General features: G+C 38.2%; 14 protein-coding genes. 2 read left to right on the top strand and 12 right to left on the bottom strand.

Features of this window, described 5'->3' with window-relative positions; genetic code table 11:
* Positions 1 to 21 precede the first annotated feature (21 nt).
* The 5 genes from FRX52_RS00375 to FRX52_RS00360 form a co-directional block, all read right to left on the bottom strand.
* The gene (locus FRX52_RS00375; RefSeq protein WP_146538084.1) at positions 22 to 1,767 is read right to left on the bottom strand and encodes an ABC transporter ATP-binding protein; all 1,746 of its coding nucleotides are present in this window, start codon (positions 1,765 to 1,767) and stop codon (positions 22 to 24) included.
* A complete protein-coding gene (locus FRX52_RS00370; protein WP_146538083.1) occupies positions 1,757 to 3,523 on the bottom strand; it encodes an ABC transporter ATP-binding protein in 1,767 nt (588 codons plus the stop codon). The genes FRX52_RS00375 and FRX52_RS00370 overlap by 11 nt, the downstream gene beginning before the upstream one ends.
* A 118-nt stretch (positions 3,524 to 3,641) precedes the next feature.
* Complete coding sequence (locus FRX52_RS05500; RefSeq protein WP_261378930.1) at positions 3,642 to 3,824, bottom strand: VanZ family protein; 183 nt, start codon at positions 3,822 to 3,824, stop codon at positions 3,642 to 3,644.
* Positions 3,815 to 4,150 (bottom strand): hypothetical protein, encoded by a 336-nt coding sequence (locus FRX52_RS05495; protein ID WP_261378929.1) that lies wholly within the window; start codon positions 4,148 to 4,150, stop codon positions 3,815 to 3,817. The genes FRX52_RS05500 and FRX52_RS05495 overlap by 10 nt, the downstream gene beginning before the upstream one ends.
* A 1-nt stretch (position 4,151) precedes the next feature.
* Positions 4,152 to 4,661 (bottom strand): YutD-like domain-containing protein, encoded by a 510-nt coding sequence (locus FRX52_RS00360; protein WP_146538082.1) that lies wholly within the window; start codon positions 4,659 to 4,661, stop codon positions 4,152 to 4,154.
* A 181-nt stretch (positions 4,662 to 4,842) separates the two neighbouring features.
* Here FRX52_RS00360 and FRX52_RS00355 point away from each other — a divergent pair, with 181 nt between their 5' ends.
* Positions 4,843 to 6,063, top strand: coding sequence for a mechanosensitive ion channel (locus tag FRX52_RS00355; protein WP_146494840.1), 1,221 nt, complete (start codon positions 4,843 to 4,845; stop codon positions 6,061 to 6,063).
* Between the two features lie 17 nt (positions 6,064 to 6,080).
* On the opposite strand, the gene FRX52_RS00350 is transcribed toward FRX52_RS00355, so the two are convergent.
* A complete protein-coding gene (locus FRX52_RS00350) occupies positions 6,081 to 7,109 on the bottom strand; it encodes a glycosyltransferase (RefSeq protein WP_146538081.1) in 1,029 nt (342 codons plus the stop codon).
* A gap of 63 nt (positions 7,110 to 7,172) precedes the next feature.
* Complete coding sequence (gene ccpA / locus FRX52_RS00345) at positions 7,173 to 8,177, bottom strand: catabolite control protein A (RefSeq protein WP_146538080.1); 1,005 nt, start codon at positions 8,175 to 8,177, stop codon at positions 7,173 to 7,175.
* 174 nt (positions 8,178 to 8,351) lie between these two features.
* Between ccpA and FRX52_RS00340 the strand changes: the two genes are divergently transcribed.
* Positions 8,352 to 9,431, top strand: coding sequence for a Xaa-Pro peptidase family protein (locus tag FRX52_RS00340; RefSeq protein ID WP_146538079.1), 1,080 nt, complete (start codon positions 8,352 to 8,354; stop codon positions 9,429 to 9,431).
* Between the two features lie 123 nt (positions 9,432 to 9,554).
* Here the strand turns inward: FRX52_RS00340 and smpB are convergent, their stop codons facing one another.
* The 5 genes from smpB to FRX52_RS00315 form a co-directional block, all read right to left on the bottom strand.
* Positions 9,555 to 10,022: an SsrA-binding protein SmpB gene (gene smpB, locus FRX52_RS00335; RefSeq protein ID WP_146459818.1), complete on the bottom strand. Its 468-nt coding sequence runs from the start codon at positions 10,020 to 10,022 to the stop codon at positions 9,555 to 9,557.
* On the bottom strand, positions 9,985 to 12,282 hold the full coding sequence (rnr, locus tag FRX52_RS00330; RefSeq protein ID WP_146538078.1) for a ribonuclease R: 2,298 nt from the start codon (positions 12,280 to 12,282) through the stop codon (positions 9,985 to 9,987). Before rnr ends, smpB begins: the two co-directional genes overlap by 38 nt.
* A gap of 75 nt (positions 12,283 to 12,357) precedes the next feature.
* The gene (secG, locus tag FRX52_RS00325; RefSeq protein ID WP_146459814.1) at positions 12,358 to 12,594 is read right to left on the bottom strand and encodes a preprotein translocase subunit SecG; all 237 of its coding nucleotides are present in this window, start codon (positions 12,592 to 12,594) and stop codon (positions 12,358 to 12,360) included.
* Between the two features lie 46 nt (positions 12,595 to 12,640).
* Positions 12,641 to 12,787 (bottom strand): 50S ribosomal protein L33, encoded by a 147-nt coding sequence (gene rpmG, locus FRX52_RS00320; protein WP_146538077.1) that lies wholly within the window; start codon positions 12,785 to 12,787, stop codon positions 12,641 to 12,643.
* A 15-nt stretch (positions 12,788 to 12,802) separates the two neighbouring features.
* Positions 12,803 to 14,263, bottom strand: a complete 1,461-nt coding sequence (locus tag FRX52_RS00315; protein ID WP_146538076.1) for a helicase HerA-like domain-containing protein — start codon at positions 14,261 to 14,263, stop codon at positions 12,803 to 12,805.
* Position 14,264 lies beyond the last annotated feature (1 nt).

Below are 14,264 nucleotides of genomic sequence, written 5' to 3'. Positions count from 1 at the left end.
CTGTGATCTAAGATTTTTTATTTAATTATCCATCATACCTGTTTGTAATTGATACATGCGATGATAGGTTCCTTCTAGAGCAAGAAGCTCTTGGTGACTCCCTTGCTCAATAATCTTACCTTTGTTTAAGACGTAAATGCAATTAGCATCTTGAATGGTTGATAAACGATGGGCAATCGCAATGGTCGTACGGCCCTGTCTCATTTTTTCCAAAGATTTTTGAACCGTTTGCTCCGTTTCAGAGTCAATATTAGCTGTCGCTTCATCTAAAATGAGAATCTTAGGTTGGCTAGCTACTGTTCGTGCAAAAGCTAGTAGTTGCCGTTGTCCTGTTGAAAAGGTCGAACCACGCTCAGTCACAGGGTCATCATAACCTTTGGGAAGTTTTTGAATGAACTGGTCAGCATCAACAAATTTCGCTGCGGCTTTAACGTCTTCATCTGTCAAATCTTGGTACATTTTAATATTAGACTTGATGGTACCATGATATAAGAACGGGTCTTGCAAGACCAAACCAATCGTTTGGCGTAAGGTTGCTTGATCGTAGGTTCTGATGTCACGACCATCTATCAAGACTTGACCAGATTGGAAATCATAAAAGCGCATGAGGACATTGATGATTGATGATTTACCTGAACCAGTGCTACCAACAAAGGCAATGGTTTCACCTTTTTTCACACGGAAAGACACCTTATCCAAGATTTGATTCTTACCATCATAAGAAAAACTAACATCCTTAAACTCAATATCACCTTGGGTAATAATTGGCCCATTAGCTGATTGGCTGGGTTCGTAATCTTTGCGGTCAATGAGGGCAAAAACACGACCAGCTGCTACCATTGACGTTTGTAGCGTTGAAAAGTTTTGGGTCACTTCAATCAAAGGATCAAAAAGACGATTAACATATTGAATAAAAGCATAAATCAAACCTGCCGTCACGCCGGATTCTTGCCAACTTAAACCAAAATAGAGCATAAGCAAGGCATAAGCCAATAATTTTAACAATGACATGGCTGGACGTAAAAATAAACTATCTAGCGCCATTGAACGATTAGCATAGGTCATATGTTCCTGGTTTATGTCTGAGAATTCTTGACGCAGGCGTTCTTCTTGGCGAAAGGCTTGAATGATGCTAATTCCTTCAATACTTTCAGATAGCTTGCTGTTGATGTCACTCAAAAGACTTCTAGTTTTCGAGATGACAGGTTCAGACAATTTACGATAAAGAGTGACCAAGATAAAAATACAAGGTAAAAGCAAGGATACCAAGAGTGTCAAGCGACCATTCAAGCTTAACATAGTATAAAAAGTCACGACAAAGATAAAGATTGCCGATACAAAATTGGCTAAGATTCCTGAAAACATCTCGCTGACTGCCTCAGTATCATTGGTAATTCTTGATACAATAGCTCCTGCTGGTGTTTGATCAAAGTAAGACATGCCTAACTTTTCCATATTAGCAAAAGCATCACGGCGAATGTCTCTTACAATACTGAAAGAAACTTTGGCAAACAAGAGATTTCCAAGATATTGCAAAAGCGTCTGTAAAAGATAAAGACCATAGTAACCCACTAAAATCAGCATGGCTGTTTGATTAAGATTACCTAAAAAATGATCAATAAAATTAGAAGCCACCAAGGGAATCACGTTTTTAACAATAGTGGTCATCAAAAGTAATAACAAAGCAAAAAACGTTAGCAACTTATAAGGTTTTAAATAAGATAAAAGTCTTTTAAAGGTCTGCCATTGTTGGCTTTTAGAAGTCATCGCTACCTCCTTCTAAATCAAGCTGTTGACTCGCATAGGTTTCTGCATACCAACCTCCTTGGGCTAAGAGGTCTTCGTGACGACCTCGCTCAATAATTTGACCATCTTGCATAACTAAGATCAAATCAGCATGAACAACCGCACTCAAACGATGAGCTGAGATGATAGTTGTTTTTCCTGTACGAGATTGTTTTAGGTTATCAATAATGGCGTGTTCTGTCTTAGCATCAACTGCCGACAAAGAATCATCCAAAATCAAAATGTCCGGATCCAAAATCATTGCTCGACTCATGGCAACTCGCTGACGTTGCCCACCAGATAAGGAAACACCTTTTTCACCAAGTAAAGTATCAAATCCTTCAGGCATGGCTTGAATATCTTCATGGACATGAGTCAACTTAGTAATAGCTTCAACTTGAGCCAAACTCAAGTCTGGATTAGCAAAACGAATATTATCGACAATAGACATGGCAAACAAAAATTGATCTTGTGGCACATAACCAATCAAAGAACGTAAATCTGTCAAACGATAGTCTTTAATGTTATGCCCTGCCAATTTAATTTCACCATCCGTAATATCAAATTCGCGCAATAGGGCTTTAATCAAACTAGACTTGCCTGAACCAGTTTGCCCAACTAAACCTAGTGTTTGACCTTTTTCCAAGGTAAAGTAAATATCTGACAAGGTTTTTTGTTCTTCATAAGCAAATTGGACAATAGCATACTCCAAGCGGCCATTTTTGATTTGTGTCTGCGGCTTCTCACTTTCTTGCACATCTGACTCTTGAGCTAGGAGCATTTGAATGCGTTCATAAGAAACCTTACCTCTCTGCGTCATATTAAATAAGAAACCAATAGCCATTAGTGGCCAGACCAACATGTCCAAGTAGGTAATAAATGTAACCATATCACCAATACTAACTTTTTGTTGGGCAACCATAAAACTACCAACTAAAAGGGTCAAGACATAAGTAGCACCAACAAAAAGTAAGACTAAGGGATCAAAAAGGACATCATATTTCATGGCTGTCATGTTTTTTTCAAACGTGTCCTGATTGATTTTTTGAAAACTCTCAAATTCTGCCGCTTGATAACCAAAAGATTTGGTAACTTTAACTCCCGATACACTTTCTTGAACACTATTATTTAGTTCAGAAAAGGCTGCATTAGCTGATTTGAAACTATCGTGCATTTTTTTTGATAGACGATTAGTTGCAAAAGCCATAAAAGGTAGCGGCAAGATAGCAATCAAGGTCATTTGCCAAGAAATATTGAAAAACATGGTAAATAAGGTAACCAAGGCTGTAACAGACGCATCTACGGCTGACATGACACCGCCACCAGCAAGTCTGGTTAAGGCATTGATGTCGTTGGTGGCATGAGCCATCAAGTCACCTGTACGATATTTCTGATAAAAGCTAGGCGCCATTTTGGTAAATTGCTCAAATAAACGTTGTCGCATGATTTGACCCAAGCGATACGACGTCCCTAAAATATACATCCGCCAAACATAGCGTAGCCCATACATCGCAAAAGCAGCTAAAAGCAAATAAAGCAATTGCCACAAAAGTGCTGGTTGGCTCAAATTTCGACTGGCAATCTGATCAACAATCCGCCCCATCACCATTGGTGGAATCAAGTTAATCACAGATACCAAACTCAAGGAAAAAATCCCAATCAGGTAGCGGCGTTTTTCTAACTTGAAAAACCACCAAAGCTGACCAATGATACTGGTCTCAAAAAACTTTCTTTTCATCGTATCTCCTTTTTTCATTTCTAAATAAAAATAGATAACTGACTGATTATACACCAAAGCGTGTCATTTATCAATACATAGAGATAAAAAAACAAACCTCGGTTGTTACGAAAAGTCATCAACGAGATTTGTCTTTCTTGTACCAATAATATTTCGTTAGCATAGCGTAACTTAGAGCTGCTAAAATGGCACCCAAAGTGTTGGTCCAAAGATCATCCACTTCAAAAACACGATTAAAATCAAAAAAAATGTCTAATAAAATCTGTCCTACTTCAATCAATAAACTAAAACTCAGTCCCAATCGCCAAGCCTTAGCGTAGGAACTATAAGAAGGATACAAAAAAAGAAAATTAAGAAAAAAGGATAAAGTAAAAAGATATTAGCTAGATTTTGTCCCAAAACCCACATCAAACTAAAACCATCTGTAATCTCAGAAAAACGCAATAAGGTATTAAATGGTGTTAAAAGTAGAGGAACACGCCCAACATAAAAAATCCCTGGTGTTTTGCCGCCACTAATGGTAGGCTGAGGAATAAAACACATCAAAGCAATGACTATAAGATAAAGCCCCAATAAAAACCGTAAAACTCCTTTTGCCTTTTGACTAATCGGATAGGTCCTTGTCAACTTAACCTTTTTTCTGACGAATAACAAAGTTTTGTTTTCTCTCCTCATATTGCTCTTTATTAGATGATTTATTATCTTTTTTACCAATCTTATTTCTTGTCCGTGACCGATAAGACTTTTTGCGAGGCCGTTGACTTATAAAAACTGGTTCTTCTATCGCTTCTTGAGGTTGATGATTGTAGAGAACAAAGTAGGCGCAACCATAATTACAAAATTCCTTTAGATAATCTTCCAAGTGATTCATATTGTCCAAATGATTTAGGGCTTTTTCTGGTCGATAAAAGCCTTTAAGACGTAGTTGATCATTTCCCCAATCTCCAACAATATAGTCATATTTTAATAAAATTGGCGAAAAACGTTGACTAAAGACCTGAGCATCAAAAGCATCACGATAATTGTCAACCAAATCAAAAGTTAAATCGTCTGATTTAACAAGCTGCTCTAGGCAAATAAACTCTGGACCAGGAAATTTATTATAATTGTAAAGTTCAGGAGCAATTTCTTTTTTCATGACTCTTACTTTCTAGACGTTACTTTCGTTCTATTATACCCCATTTTTAATGATTTGTTATCAAGAAACCATGATTTACAAAATCTTTACCATTATATGACAATTAAAAGACAAATCTTTTGAGTTTCTAACTATTTTTTGATAAAATAAAGGTGTATCATAAAATTTTATGGAGGTCATTATGAATACATCTATTTTGGATAACGGTTTTGTTCAACAAATCGTTTCTTATGTGCCATCCGCTCTTCGCGTGATTGTACTTATTCTATTAGCTCTTATTTTAGCTAATGTGGTTAGAAAATTAGTCGTCAAAGGACTAGCTTCAATCAAACCTGTTAGTTATCTTAGCAAATGGGGCTTGGTAAAAGAAGGAACTGACGAAGCTGGCTTGAACAAAACAATTGGTCAAGTTTTCTACTTCGCAACTATTCTTTTCTTCCTACCAGCTATTCTATCTGGACTTGGTGTAGCAAGTGTTGTTGACCCAATTTCAAGCATGTTTGCTGAGTTCTTTGGTTTCATTCCAAACATCATTGCAGCAGGCTTCATCCTTTTCCTTGGTTTTTATTTCTGCAAGTTCATCAAAAACTTGATTAAAAACCTTATTATCAACCTACCGATTGATAAATGGATGACAAAAGCTCTTGGTCAAGACAGCAACACTGCTCTTACTAACGAAGCACAATTGGCTGATGTTCTTTCAACAATTGTTTATGTGTTGATTTTTGTACCAATTTTGGCTACTGCGCTTGATACACTTGGTGTAGCGGCATTGTCTAAACCAATCGTTGCTCTACTTGATCAAGTTGTTGGTTTCATTCCAAACCTTGTCACAGCAGTTTTGTTACTGGTTATCGGTGGTTTTCTTGCTAAACTAATTGGTAACCTTGTTGAAAAATTGCTTGAAACTTCAGGAATCAATCAATATTCTAAATACCTTAGCTTTGATGAGAAAAAAGTAAGCTATTCACTTTCAAAAGTAATTGCTAACCTTGTCCGTGGTATTCTTGCTATCTTCTTCCTTGTACAAGCTATCGCTGTTCTTAATTTGGAAGTTCTTAACACAATCGGCTTCTCAATCATTGCTTTCCTACCAGCTATCATTAGCTCGTTGTTGATTCTTGCTGCTGCTGTTGTTGGTGGTAACATCTTGGCTGATTTCTTCGGTAAAGTAACAAACAACAAGTTCTTGGCTGAATTGGTTCGTTATGGTTTGATTGTTCTTGCTGTCTTTATGACACTTGATCAACTTGGCATTGCTCAAACAATCGTTCAATCTGCCTTTACTATTATCTTGTCTGCACTTGCAGTTGCTTTTGCCCTTGCATTTGGTCTTGGTGGTCGCGACTTTGCTGCTAAACAATTAGACAAGCTAGACAAAACAATTAACAAAGACAAATAATCTAAAAATCATCAACCTTAAGGTTGATGATTTTTTACATTATCAAATGATTGATTGAAGACATGATGGTAAACTTTGGTCAATTCTTGACCAATTTGTTCAATTCGCCGTGATTGAGCAACTTGATAACCTGCTTCGATTTTTTGACTATGGCCTGCTAAAACTCGATTGATTGCTCGGACAAATCCAGAAACATCCGTCGCCAATTCAGCACTCTTATCATCAAGCCAACCCTGATAAACAGGAATATCACGCAAGATTAAGTGTTGGCGACTTGCTAAGGCTTCTAACACAACAATTCCTTCTGTTTCTTCCTTGCTAGGAAAGAAAAAGGCATCTGCTCCTGTCATAGCGCCTTCAAACACATCTCCCTTGATATAACCTGCAAAAGTAACATTAGCTGGATGATGTTTATTGACCAGACGTCTGATTTTAGCTGGAATAACCCACTTATTCGTTTCACCAAACCAAATAAAACGAACATGAGGGAGTTGCTCAGCCACTTTTATAAAATCTTCGATACCTTTCCGTTTAAAGTATAAGCCTGCACAAACAACAACGGCTTGATCCTTAGTTAATTGAAAATAATCTCGGAAAATTGCTTCTTTATTTTGGCTTTCTTGATACCGACTAAGGTCAATCCCATTTGAAACCACGAAAATTGGTGTTTTAATACCATAGCCTGCAATCAAGGATTTAGAATAAGTCGTTGGGGTGATAATGGCATCCGCTTCTTGATAAAATTGACAAAGGTACCATTTAAATAATGGACTAATCAGATTCGAGCCAATAAAAGAATCTCTAAAGTCTTCTTCAGTCGAATGACCGTGCATGATAACTTTTTTACCAGATTTTTTAGCCGCCTTCATCAATCGCCAAGATTTCCAACCATAAGTATTGAGATGAACTAAATCATAGTCCTCATTTGGATTAGTTGTGTAAGCTTGGCCAGCTGATTGAAGGGCCTTTTCTTGATGTTTAATGGCTCGACCAATGCCTGACTTGCGTAAATAATGCTCTGCTTCTAAATACAGTAATACTTTCATAGCACCTTCTATTATAACGCTTTTTATCTCAATGGTAAATAAAAACAGTCAAAGTGACTGTCTTTACTCCTTAGTTGTGCCACGTTTTTTAACCTGATGATTAAGAATGATTTCTTTTTGTTCTAATTCTTCCTTATTCATAATCTTGGTTAACATCCGCATAGCAATGGCACCTACATCATAAATTGGTTGACTAATTGATGTCAAATTTGGTCGAGTAAAGTTTACAACTTCAGAATCATTGCTGGTAATCATTTCAAAATCCTCTGGTACTGTTTTACCTGCTGCAAAAAGACCATTTAATAAACCAGCTGCCAAATCATCTTCTACTACATAGGCTGCAGTTGCACCCGACACCAATAAACGTTTAGCTAAATCAAAACCGTCTTGATAACGATAATTGGCTTCAAATACCAAAGCTTCTGTAAAGTCAAGTCCCTTAGCTTTCAAGGCTTCTTTATAACCCTGCAATCGAATCTTACCATTGATATCTTCCATCAAAGACCCAGAAACTAAGGCAATCTTGTCATGACGTTCAGCCAATAATTCAATCGCATCCTTAGTGGCTTGCTTATAGTCAATATTAACGCTTGGTAATTGATCTTCTAAATCAACTGTTCCAGCCAAAACAACTGGCGTTCTTGAACGACGAAACTCTGAACGAACTTCATCTGTTAAATGGTGACTCATGTAGATAATGCCATCAACTTGCTTAGAAAATAACATATTCACCACATTGACTTCTTTTTCTGCATCTTCATCACTCGAAGCAATGATAATATCATACTTATACATGCTAGCAATGTCATCAATTCCTTTAGCCAATATTGAAAAATAAGAATTAGCAATATCTGGAATCACAACACCCACTGTCGTCGTTCTTTTACTAGCTAAACCACGCGCCACTGCATTAGGACGATAATCTAGACGTTCGATGACTTCCAAAACTTTTTGACGCGTATTTTCTTTAACATTCTTATTACCATTGACGACCCGGCTAACTGTTGCCATGGAAACACCCGCCTCACGAGCAACATCATAAATGGTTACTGTATCATCAATATTCATTTCTCTTTACCTTACCTTTCTAAATTGAAAATATCGCTTACATTTATTATTATAACACCATTAGTTTGCTCTTTCAAATAATAGAGCAGTAATTTTTGAGAATTTTACTTATTTTTCAAGAAAAGCTTGCTTTTTCCTTTAATTTTTGAAAAAATAAAATCAAAGGAGGCTACTATGACAAAATTAGCTCATATTCAAACCTTACTAAGAGAGAAACAGAGACAAGTTGCTATTTTTTCTAATCCTGTTACCATTCATTATCTGACAGGTTATTTCTGTGACCCTCACGAACGCCAACTCTTTCTTTTTGTTTTTACTGATCAAGAACCTCTCCTTTTTCTACCTGAATTAGACTATTCAAGAGCTAGGCAACAAGTGACTTTTTCTGTTATTGGCTATGCTGATCATGAAAATCCTTGGCAAAAAATGCAAAGTGTTTTGAAAAACTTATCTTATCCACAACTTTTTGCTGAATTTAATCATCTGAATGTCAATAAATTTCAAGGTCTAAAAAGCATTTTCAAGGGACATTTTTCAGACATCACACCTCTAATCAATCAAATGAAAATGATTAAGTCAGCTGATGAGATCGAGAAAATGCTCCATGCTGGTCGTATGGCGGATCAAGCCATGGCAGTTGGCTTTGAACACATCAATCTTGAGCAAACCGAATTGGATCTTATCGCTCAAATTGAATTTGCCATGAAACAAGCTGGTGCTGATCGCATGAGTTTTGACACCATGGTTCTAACAGGTAAAAATGCCGCCAATCCCCATGGTATTCCAAGTCACCATAAAATTGAAAACCACGCACTTCTCCTCTTTGATCTTGGTGTGGAAACGCTAGGTTACACCAGTGATATGACGAGAACCGTAGCTGTTGGGCAACCTGATCAGTTCAAGAAAGACATTTATCAGATTTGTCTAGAGGCACAACTGACGGCTCTGGATATGATTAAACCTGGTGTCACAGCAGGCGAAATTGATGCAGCCGCTCGCTCAGTCATTGAAAAAGCTGGTTATGGCCCGTATTTTAATCACCGTTTAGGACATGGACTTGGGATGGAAGTTCATGAGTTTCCTTCCATTATGACTGGTAATGACCTTATTATTCAAGAAGGCATGTGTTTCTCTGTAGAACCTGGGATCTATATACCTGATAAGGTAGGCGTACGTATTGAGGATTGTGGCTATGTAACAAAAAATGGTTTTGAACTCTTTACACAAACCAAAAAAGACCTACTTTATTTTTAAGCTAAACCTGTAGTGGCTAACTACAGGTTTTTTCTTTCTTTTATCAGACAAAAAGACCATGAAGATTGACGTTCATGGTCTTAATTGATTGTATCAAGTTTGATTGTTAATAAAATTTAGGTCCTATCTCTTGTTAACAGCTTTCATGACACGAGCAATTTCACGGTTTTGATCACGACGCTTAATACTCTCACGTTTATCATAATCATGTTTACCCTTGGCTAAACCAAGTAACACCTTGGCAAAACCATCTTTCAGATAAACCTTCAATGGAACAAGGGTCATACCTGTTCCTTTTAGCTCCTGAGCTAATTTTTCAATCTCACGTTTTTTCAAGAGCAACTTGCGTGTTCGCTCTGGTTCTTGGTTCCAGATATTGCCTTGCTCATAAGGAGTAATGTGAACATTGACCAGCCAAGCTTCACCATTTTTGATTTGAGCATAACCATCTTTCAATGTTATCCTAGCTGCACGGACACTTTTGATTTCTGTCCCTGTCAGCACCAAGCCCGCTTCAATAGTATCAACAATGCTATAATCGTGTCTTGCCTTCTTATTTTGTGCGACGACCTTTCCCTCGCCCTTTGCCATTTGAACCTCCTTTTTTTGTCACGCCCTTATAAAACGGCTTTTTCTCTTTCTGAGTTGATTTGGTTCTACCTTGTGATTTTGGTTTAGCTTTTTTCTTTTGCTTAGTCGCTACCTTTTCAACCACATCATAATCACTCGGTAAATACTCAAAGTCAATCGCCCCAGCTTCCTTATCAGCTTTAACTAACTTCACACGGATTTTTTGACCAGCCTTAAAGACTTTCCCAGATTTTTCACCTTGTAGGCTCATGGTTCTTTCATTGTAATGATAATACTCTGGCAAGGTCGTTACATGAATCAAACCCTCAATCGTGTTTGGCAGAGCTACAAATAAACCAAATTTCACCACGGTAGCAATGACTGCATCAAATTCCTGCCCAACATAACTTTCCATGTACTCTGCTTTTTTCATGGCTTCAACCAGACGCTCTGCATCAATGGCACGACGTTCCAAACTTGACGCTTGAGTGGCAATTTCTGGAATCACCTGATTGAAATGTTCTAGCTGTTCTGAAGTAATTTGTTGATAATCACGAATCAAACGATGAACCAATAAGTCTGGATAACGTCGAATCGGACTAGTAAAGTGAGTATAATAAGTCGCTGCCAAGCCATAATGACCATGATTATGTTCAGAATAACGAGCCTGCTGCATGGAACGTAGTAACATCATAGACAAGACATCACTACCTGGCTGATTTTCTACCTTCTTCATAAAATCTTGCAAGGCTGACTGAGTGATTTTATTGGCAGTTCCTTGAACTTGGACACCAAAGACACTCGCATAATCAATAAAGGTTTGTAATTTTTCAGCCTTGGGCTCTTCATGAATCCGATAGATAAACGGTAATTTAGCCTTGGCAAAATGCTCAGCGACGCATTCATTTGCTGCTAGCATAAAGGACTCAATCATTCGCTCAGCTAGACCTCGCTCACGCAAGACCACATCAACTGGCATGCCTTTGTCATCGACGATGATTTTAGCTTCTGCCGTATCAAAGTTAAGGGCTCCTCGACGATAACGCATTTCTTCTAAGAGATGATGTAAACTAACCATTTGATGCACACTATCAACGATTGGAGCATAACGAGTGAGTAACTCTTTATCGCCGTTAATCATTTGATTGACATCACTATAAGTCATACGAAAAGCTGACTTAATCACACTTTGGGTAATTTGATAAGAACGGACCTTACCCTGACGGTCAATCTCCATAATGGCTGACTGGGTTAGACGCTCAACATTTGGATTAAGCGAACAAATGCCATTAGACAGACGCTCAGGTAACATGGGCACTACACGGTCGGTTACATAGACAGATGTCCCACGAGCCAAAGCTTCACGATTAAGTGCTGAATTTTCTTTAACATAATAAGACACATCAGCAATGTGAACACCTAGCTCAAAATGACCATTTTCTAGTAGCTTGATATGAACCGCATCATCCAAATCCTTGGCATCTGCACCATCAATGGTAAAGGTCAGCTCTTGGCGTAAATCTACTCGACCTAATAAATCCGTCTTAGTTGGTGCATCTGGAACTGCTTTTGCCTCTGCCAGAACATCATCAGGAAAACTTGAAACAATATCCATGGATTCTAAGACTTCTAGGACATCAATCCCCACATCATCTTGATGGCCAATAATATCAACCAAACTTGCCACAAAATAGTCATGATGGCGACTTGGGTATTTCTCAATATCAACCTTGAGCACTTCTGTTCCTGTTAACAACAAGGGCGTCTTTTTGATATAGATTCGTTGGGTAATTTTTTGATTTTTACTTTGGATATAACCCACATAGTTGGGTTTATCATCAGACAGTATCAATTTACCAACTAGACTGGTTAAACTACGCTTAACAATATTGACGACACGCGCCTCGGCAGCCGTTCCTTTTAGACGATTGGCTACCTTTTTAATGACTACTTCAACCGTATCTCCATCAATGGCATGTCCGACATCATTACGGCCAATAAAGAGATCGTCTTCTGCATCATCAACGGCTAAAAAACCAAAACCAGCCTTATTCGCTCGAAAAACACCTGTAATTCGGATGTCATCTACTTTTTTTTCTTTTTTTCTTAAGGCTAGCTGGCCTGTATCATCAAAACGTAACAGACCTTGACTTTCCATTTGAGAAATTTCTTTGATTAGGCTTGGAAATCTCTTGGCTCCTGCCATCTCTAAGGCTTCTGCCAAGTGATTGACATCGCTCTTACCATTTTCTTCTAAATAACTAATAATTTTTTCTTTCATTGATTTCTTTCTATTGGGATAACTTGTACTGATTTCTTATAGAAAAAGGGGTCAGACCAGATGTCTTGACCCTCTTTATTGACTTGATAAAATAGCAAGTGCCAAAGCAATCGCTAACCAGAAAAAGACAAGGATTCCAGTAAGACGCTGCATAAAGGCCTCAAAACCACGCGCTTTTCTTCGCTCAAAAAGTGCCTCTGACCCACTACTATCAAAAACATTACTACTTGGATTTTTTTGGGGTTGCATAAAAATCGCAATCACCAACAAGGCTGATAATACAAGTAGCAGGGTGAGTAACAAGTTATACATTCATTTTTCCTCCACTATGGTCTTGATTATTCTACCACACTTTCACTCAAGATTCAAGGTGAAGGGTTACTTTTCTCTCTTTGGGACAATACTTGAGCACTTGAATCTTGTCTGGGTGATTATTTTTATTCTTGCTAGTCAGATAGTTTTTACTACCACAAACACTACATATCAATGTGATTTTTATTCGCACGTCAGCTCTCCTGATTTACTTTTTAAGACCACCAAATAAGCCTCGAACCAATTCGCGAGTCACTGTGCGTACGGCTGTATTGATAAAGGAATCTCTTGCCTTATCCAAGGTAGATTTTTGACGGCGACCGCTTGTTGCTTGTCGCTTAACTTGTTGGCTAGCTGCTTTTTCTGATTTTTGTCGTTCTTCAATAGCTTTGTCTTCTTCTACTTTTTTAGCCAAAAGTTCATAAGCTGATTCACGATCGAGTGCTTGGCTATACTTAGCATCAAATGGTGATTGGTTAATTAAACCTTGCATATCCAAAGCTGACAAAGGTTCAAAACTAGATTTTGGTGGTAAAATATAGGCTCTTTCAACCATATTGGGTTGGGCTTGATCATTTAGAAATGACACCAATGCCTCACCTACTTGTAATTCTGTAATCACCTTCGCCACATCCAAGTCAGGATTTTGTCGGAAGGTTTCAGCGGCTGTCTTAACTGCTTTTAATTCTTTTGGTGTATAAGCCCTCAAAGCATGCTGCACACGATTACCCAACTGAGCCAAGACCGATTCTGGCAAGTCTAGGGGATTTTGTGTAATGAAAAAAATACCAACACCTTTAGAGCGAATCAAACGAACAATCTGCTCGATTTTATCGACAAATGATTTCGGAGCATCTTTGAACAGGAGATGAGCTTCGTCAAAGAAGAACACCAACTTGGGTTGCTCTAAATCTCCAACTTCTGGCAGAGTTTCATAGAGTTCAGCTAAAAGCCAAAACAAAAAGGTTGTGTATAAGCTAGGTGCATTGAAGAGCTTAGTGGCATTTAGAATGTTAATCACCCCTTGCCCTAACTGGTCAGTTTGCAGAAAATCCTGTAAGTCCAAGGCTGGCTCACCAAAGAAAAAGTCACCGCCTTCTTGTTCTAACGCTAGTAAACTACGCTGAATGGCCGCAATAGACTGTTTGGCCATGTTTCCGTACTGGCTAGAATAATGACTAGCATTGTCTGCCACTTCACGCAAAAGAGCCTGTAGATCTTTCAAATCAATCAACAGCCAACCCTTATCATCTGCAATCTTAAACACCATGCTCAAAATACCTGACTGAGTCTCATTAAGATTGAGCAAACGGGCTAGCATGATAGGTCCCATTTCAGAAATAGTCGCCCGAACAGGATGCCCTTCTTGGCCAAAAACGTCCCAAAGACGAACTGGAAAGGCTTGGGGAGTGTAGTCACTTAGGCCCAACATCTCCAATCGACTGGCTAGTTTATCCGTTAAGCTACCTTCTTTTGCTAAATTTGCCAAATCTCCTTTGATATCCGCCAAAAAGACTGGTACACCAGCTTGACTGAGAGATTCTGCAATGACTTTTAAAGTAACGGTTTTACCGGTCCCTGTCGCTCCTGCAATTAAGCCATGGCGATTAAGCATACTTAAATTGAGTGATACAGGTTGTGTTCCTTTTGCAATAACAATTTCTTTCATT

Source organism: Streptococcus sp. sy018, from assembly GCF_007859185.1.
Lineage (GTDB): Bacteria > Bacillota > Bacilli > Lactobacillales > Streptococcaceae > Streptococcus.
The sequence above is the reverse complement of the archived record's forward strand: the minus strand, read 5'-3'. Positions and strand labels throughout refer to the sequence as shown.

Excerpts from the sequence above, each read along its gene's own strand:
- FRX52_RS00370 (WP_146538083.1), bottom strand. The coding sequence starts at position 3,523 with ATGAAAAGAAAGTTTTTTGAGACCAGTATCATTGGTCAGCTTTGGTGG.
- ccpA (WP_146538080.1), bottom strand. The coding sequence starts at position 8,177 with ATGAATATTGATGATACAGTAACCATTTATGATGTTGCTCGTGAGGCG.
- FRX52_RS00360 (WP_146538082.1), bottom strand. The coding sequence starts at position 4,661 with ATGAAAAAAGAAATTGCTCCTGAACTTTACAATTATAATAAATTTCCT.
- FRX52_RS00340 (WP_146538079.1), top strand. The coding sequence starts at position 8,352 with ATGACAAAATTAGCTCATATTCAAACCTTACTAAGAGAGAAACAGAGA.
- smpB (WP_146459818.1), bottom strand. The coding sequence starts at position 10,022 with ATGGCAAAGGGCGAGGGAAAGGTCGTCGCACAAAATAAGAAGGCAAGA.
- FRX52_RS00315 (WP_146538076.1), bottom strand. The coding sequence starts at position 14,263 with ATGAAAGAAATTGTTATTGCAAAAGGAACACAACCTGTATCACTCAAT.
- rnr (WP_146538078.1), bottom strand. The coding sequence starts at position 12,282 with ATGAAAGAAAAAATTATTAGTTATTTAGAAGAAAATGGTAAGAGCGAT.
- secG (WP_146459814.1), bottom strand. The coding sequence starts at position 12,594 with ATGTATAACTTGTTACTCACCCTGCTACTTGTATTATCAGCCTTGTTG.
- FRX52_RS00350 (WP_146538081.1), bottom strand. The coding sequence starts at position 7,109 with ATGAAAGTATTACTGTATTTAGAAGCAGAGCATTATTTACGCAAGTCA.
- FRX52_RS00355 (WP_146494840.1), top strand. The coding sequence starts at position 4,843 with ATGAATACATCTATTTTGGATAACGGTTTTGTTCAACAAATCGTTTCT.
- FRX52_RS00375 (WP_146538084.1), bottom strand. The coding sequence starts at position 1,767 with ATGACTTCTAAAAGCCAACAATGGCAGACCTTTAAAAGACTTTTATCT.